Below are 4,382 nucleotides of genomic sequence, written 5' to 3' on the forward strand. Positions count from 1 at the left end.
GCAGCAGCCCGGCGCGGACCTCGTCGATGCCGAGCCTGCCGGCGATCGCTTTTGCCGTGCGCTCGTTGTCGCCGGTCGCCATGATGATCCTCAAGCCCTTGTCGTGCAGCGCCTTGATCGCCTCGGCCGTGGTTGCCTTGACCGGATCGGCGACGGCAACCAGGCCGGCAAGCTTGCCGCCGACGGCAACGAACATCGCCGTCTTGCCTTCGGCCTGCAGCGCTTCCGCGCTGGCGGAAACGGGCGCGGTGTCGACGCCGAGGTCGGCCATCATCGCCGCATTGCCGAGCGCAACCTTCCTGCCGGACACGGTGCCGGCAACGCCCTTGCCGGTTATCGCCTCGAAGTTCTCGGCACCTGCAAGCTTGGCGCCGCGTTCGGCGGCACCCTCGACGATCGCCTCGGCGAGCGGGTGTTCCGAGCCCTTTTCGAGCGTCGCGGCGAGCGCCAGCAATTCATTCTCCGCAATGCCTTCGGCGGCGACGACATCGGTCAGCCGCGGCCGGCCCTCGGTCAAGGTGCCGGTCTTGTCGACGATCAGTGTGTCGACGGAGGCGAAGCGCTCCAACGCCGCCGCTTCCTTGATCAGCACGCCGGCATGCGCGCCGCGGCCGGTCGCGGTCATGATCGACATCGGCGTGGCCAAGCCGAGCGCGCAGGGGCAGGCGATGATCAGCACCGACACCGCCGACACGATGGCGAAGGCCAGGCTGGGCTCGGGGCCGAAGAGCGACCATACAATGAAGGCGATGATCGCCACCAGCACGACAGCCGGCACGAAGTAAAAGGAAACTCGATCTGCCAGCCCCTGGATCGGCGCGCGCGAGCGCTGCGCCTTGGCGACCATTTCGACGATGCGCGAAAGCGTGGTCTCGGCGCCGACCTTTTCGGCACGCATGATGAGGGAGCCGTTCTTGTTGAGCGTGCCGCCGGTGAGCGAATCGCCCTCCGACTTCTCGATCGGCAGCGGCTCGCCAGTGATCATCGATTCCTCGATGGCCGAGCGCCCCTCGAGCACAATGCCGTCGACCGGCACGGCATCACCGGGACGGATACGGAGCCTGTCCCCGGTCTTGACGCTGTCGAGCGGCACGTCCTTCTCGGACCCGTCGGCGCCGATCAGGCGCGCCGTCTCTGGGGCAAGGTCGAGCAAGGCGCGAATGGCCGAGCCCGTGCGCTCGCGGGCGCGTAGTTCCAGCACCTGGCCGAGGAACACCAGCGAGACGATGACCGCGGCCGCCTCGAAATAAACCGGCACGCTGCCATCATGGCCGCGAAACTGGTGCGGGAAGACATCCGGGAACAGCGTCGCGACAAGGCTGAAGAGATAGGCAGCGCCGACGCCGAGCGAAATCAGCGTCCACATATTGAGACTGCGGTTGAGCAGCGATTCCCAGCCACGATGGAAGAACGGAAACGCCGCCCACAGCACCACCGGACTCGCCAGCGCCAGCTCTGCCCATGTCTTCGTGCGGCCGTCGACGAAACTTTCGAAGCTGACGCCCAGCATCGGCGCCATTGCGATGATCAGAAGCGGCAGCGAAAGCACGGCGCTGACCCGGAAGCGGCGGGTGAAATCGACAAGCTCCGGATTCGGGCCTTCGTCGCCGGAGGGCACGCCCATCGGCTCCAGCGCCATGCCGCAGATCGGGCAGGAGCCGGGCCTGTCGCGGATGATCTCGGGATGCATCGGACAGGTGTATTGCGTGCCCTTAGGCATCGGCTGCGGCGCAGGCCGGCCGGCAAGGTACTTTGCCGGCTCGGCTTCGAACTCGTCCTTGCATCCGGCCGAACAGAAATAGAAACCCTGCCCCTCGTGTCGGACAAAATGCCTGGCGCTCGCGCGGTCGACATTCATGCCGCAGACGGGATCGGTGGCCGTCAGATATTTGTCCGGCTCGGCCTGGAACTTCGTGCGGCAGCGCTCGCTGCAGAAATGAAAGGTCATGCCGCCATGCTCGGCCGCCGGCTTGCCGGCCGCCGGATCGACCGCCATGCCGCAGACGGGGTCGCGAATCACCGCTTCGGTCGCAGGCCGAGCATTCTTCCCCGAACAGCAGGATGCGCCGTGCGCATGATGATGGTTATGGTCGGAATGGGTCATCAGCAAATGCCTCGGAACTCTCGGATTGAGGCGGAGGTAGTCCTTCCAGTAACTGGAAGGTCAAGGGTCAGTTTCGATTTTTTAGTCTAGAAAGTTGATCGGCTGAGTGTCGAACGCACCTTCCGCGTGATGGAATTCGGCCTGTCGCACGCCCCATACACAGCGCGAAGAAAACGCGCTATAGACGCCGCCGAATGGCCAAGATCTCCCTCAAACTCGACGAAATCATCGATGGCGACGCTTTGCGCCGCGACATGACGGCGCTGACGGCGCCGAGCGCAGGCGACGGCTCCGGCAAGGCTGCCCGCACAGCCGTTCTCCAACTGCTCAAGGGCAAGCTCGCGGAAGGGCGAACGATCGCCGAGGCGATGCTGAAGCAGGATGGCGGCGGCCATGCCTGCGCCGAGCGGCTGTCGCATCTGATGGACGAGCTGATCCGGGCGCTTTACGATTTCGCGGCCACCCACGTCTACCAGGTCAAGAACCGCTCCGCCGCCGAGCGCATGGCGGTCGTCGCGGTCGGCGGCTACGGCCGCGGCACGCTGGCGCCGGGCTCCGACATCGACCTGTTGTTCCTGCTCCCTTACAAGCAGACGCCGTGGGGCGAGCAGATCGTCGAATACATGCTCTACATGCTGTGGGACATGGGGCTGAAGGTCGGCCACGCCACCCGCAACATCGAAGAGTGTCTGAGGCTCTCGCGCACCGACATCACTATCCGCACCTCGATCCTGGAAGCGCGCTTCCTGTGGGGCGAACGCAAGCTCTATGACGAACTGCTCACCCGCTTCGACCACGAAGTGGTGCGCACCACCGGACCCGAATATGTGCAGGCCAAGCTCGCCGAACGCGACGAGCGCCACGCCAAGGCGGGCGAGAGCCGCTATCTCGTCGAGCCCAATGTCAAGGACGGCAAGGGCGGCTTGCGCGATCTGCAGACGCTGTTCTGGATCGGCAAATACTTCTACCGCGTGCGTACCGGCCAGGAACTGGTCGAGAAAGGCGTCTTCACCGAAGCCGAGTATCGCGAGTTCCAGAAGGCCGAGGACTTCCTATGGGCGGTGCGCTGCCACATGCATTTCCTCACCGGCAAGGCGGAAGAGCGGCTGCATTTCGACATCCAGCGCGAGATCGCCGAGCGGCTGGGCTACACCACCCATCCCGGGCTGTCGGCGGTCGAGCGCTTCATGAAGCACTACTTCCTGGTCGCCAAGGATGTTGGGGATCTCACTCGCATCTTCTGCGCCGCGCTCGAGGAAGAGCAGGCCAAGCATGTGCCCGGCTTCAACCGCATCTTTCTCACCTTCTCGCGGCGCAAGCGCAAGCTTGCCGGCACGTCCGACTTCATTGTCGACAACCACCGCATCAACATTGCCGACGACAGCGTGTTCGAACGCGATCCGGTCAACCTGCTCCGGCTGTTCTGGTTCGCCGACAAGCACGGGCTGGAGTTCCATCCCGACGCGCTGAAGCTGCTTACCCGGTCGCTCGGCCTGGCCAACAAGTCGCTCAGGCGCGACGAGGAGGCCAACCGGTTGTTCCTCGATATCCTGACCTCGGACCGCAATGCCGAGCTCAACCTCAGGCGCATGAACGAGGCGGGGCTGCTCGGCAAGCTGATCCCCGACTTCGGCAAGATCGTCGCCATGATGCAGTTCTCGATGTACCACCATTATACGGTGGACGAGCATCTCATCCGCTGCATTGGCGTGCTGGCCGAGATCGAGCGCGGCGACGGCGCCAAGGTGCATCCGCTGTCGCACTCGCTGATGCCGGGGCTGAAGAAGAGCCGCGAGGCGCTCTATGTCGCGGTGCTCCTGCACGACATCGCCAAGGGCCGGCCGGAGGACCATTCGGAGGCCGGCGCCAGGATCGCGCGGCGCATCTGTCCGCATATGGGGCTGTCGGCCGCCGACACCGAGACCGTCGCCTGGCTGGTCGAAAACCATCTCGTGATGTCGATGACGGCGCAGACGCGCGACCTCAACGACCGCAAGACGATCGAGGATTTTGCCTCGATCGTGCAATCGGTGGAGCGGCTGAAGCTGCTTCTGATCCTGACCGTCTGCGACATTCGGGGCGTCGGACCCGGCGTGTGGAACGGCTGGAAGGGACAATTGCTGCGCACGCTCTATTTCGAGACCGAGCTGCTCTTGACCGGGGGCTTCTCCGAAGTGTCGCGCGCCGAGCGCACCTCCGCCGCGCGCGAGCGGCTCGCCGAGGCGCTTTCCGCATGGCCGGCGAAGGAGCGCAAGCGCTATGTCGCCCAGCACTACGA

Annotated in this window: 2 protein-coding genes; one reads left to right on the forward strand and one right to left on the reverse strand. The window is 64.9% G+C overall.

Annotation, left to right across the window (positions count from 1 at the left end; translation table 11 throughout):
- A partial coding sequence (locus EOA79_RS30035; RefSeq protein WP_128293562.1) for a heavy metal translocating P-type ATPase occupies positions 1 to 2,104 on the reverse strand: 2,104 nt, incomplete at its 3' end.
- A gap of 194 nt (positions 2,105 to 2,298) precedes the next feature.
- Between EOA79_RS30035 and EOA79_RS30040 the strand changes: the two genes are divergently transcribed.
- The coding region (locus EOA79_RS30040) for a [protein-PII] uridylyltransferase (RefSeq protein WP_128293564.1) at positions 2,299 to 4,382 on the forward strand (2,084 nt) is incomplete at its 3' end.

Source organism: Mesorhizobium sp. M1A.F.Ca.IN.020.03.2.1 (assembly GCF_004023205.1).
Classification (GTDB): domain Bacteria; phylum Pseudomonadota; class Alphaproteobacteria; order Rhizobiales; family Rhizobiaceae; genus Mesorhizobium.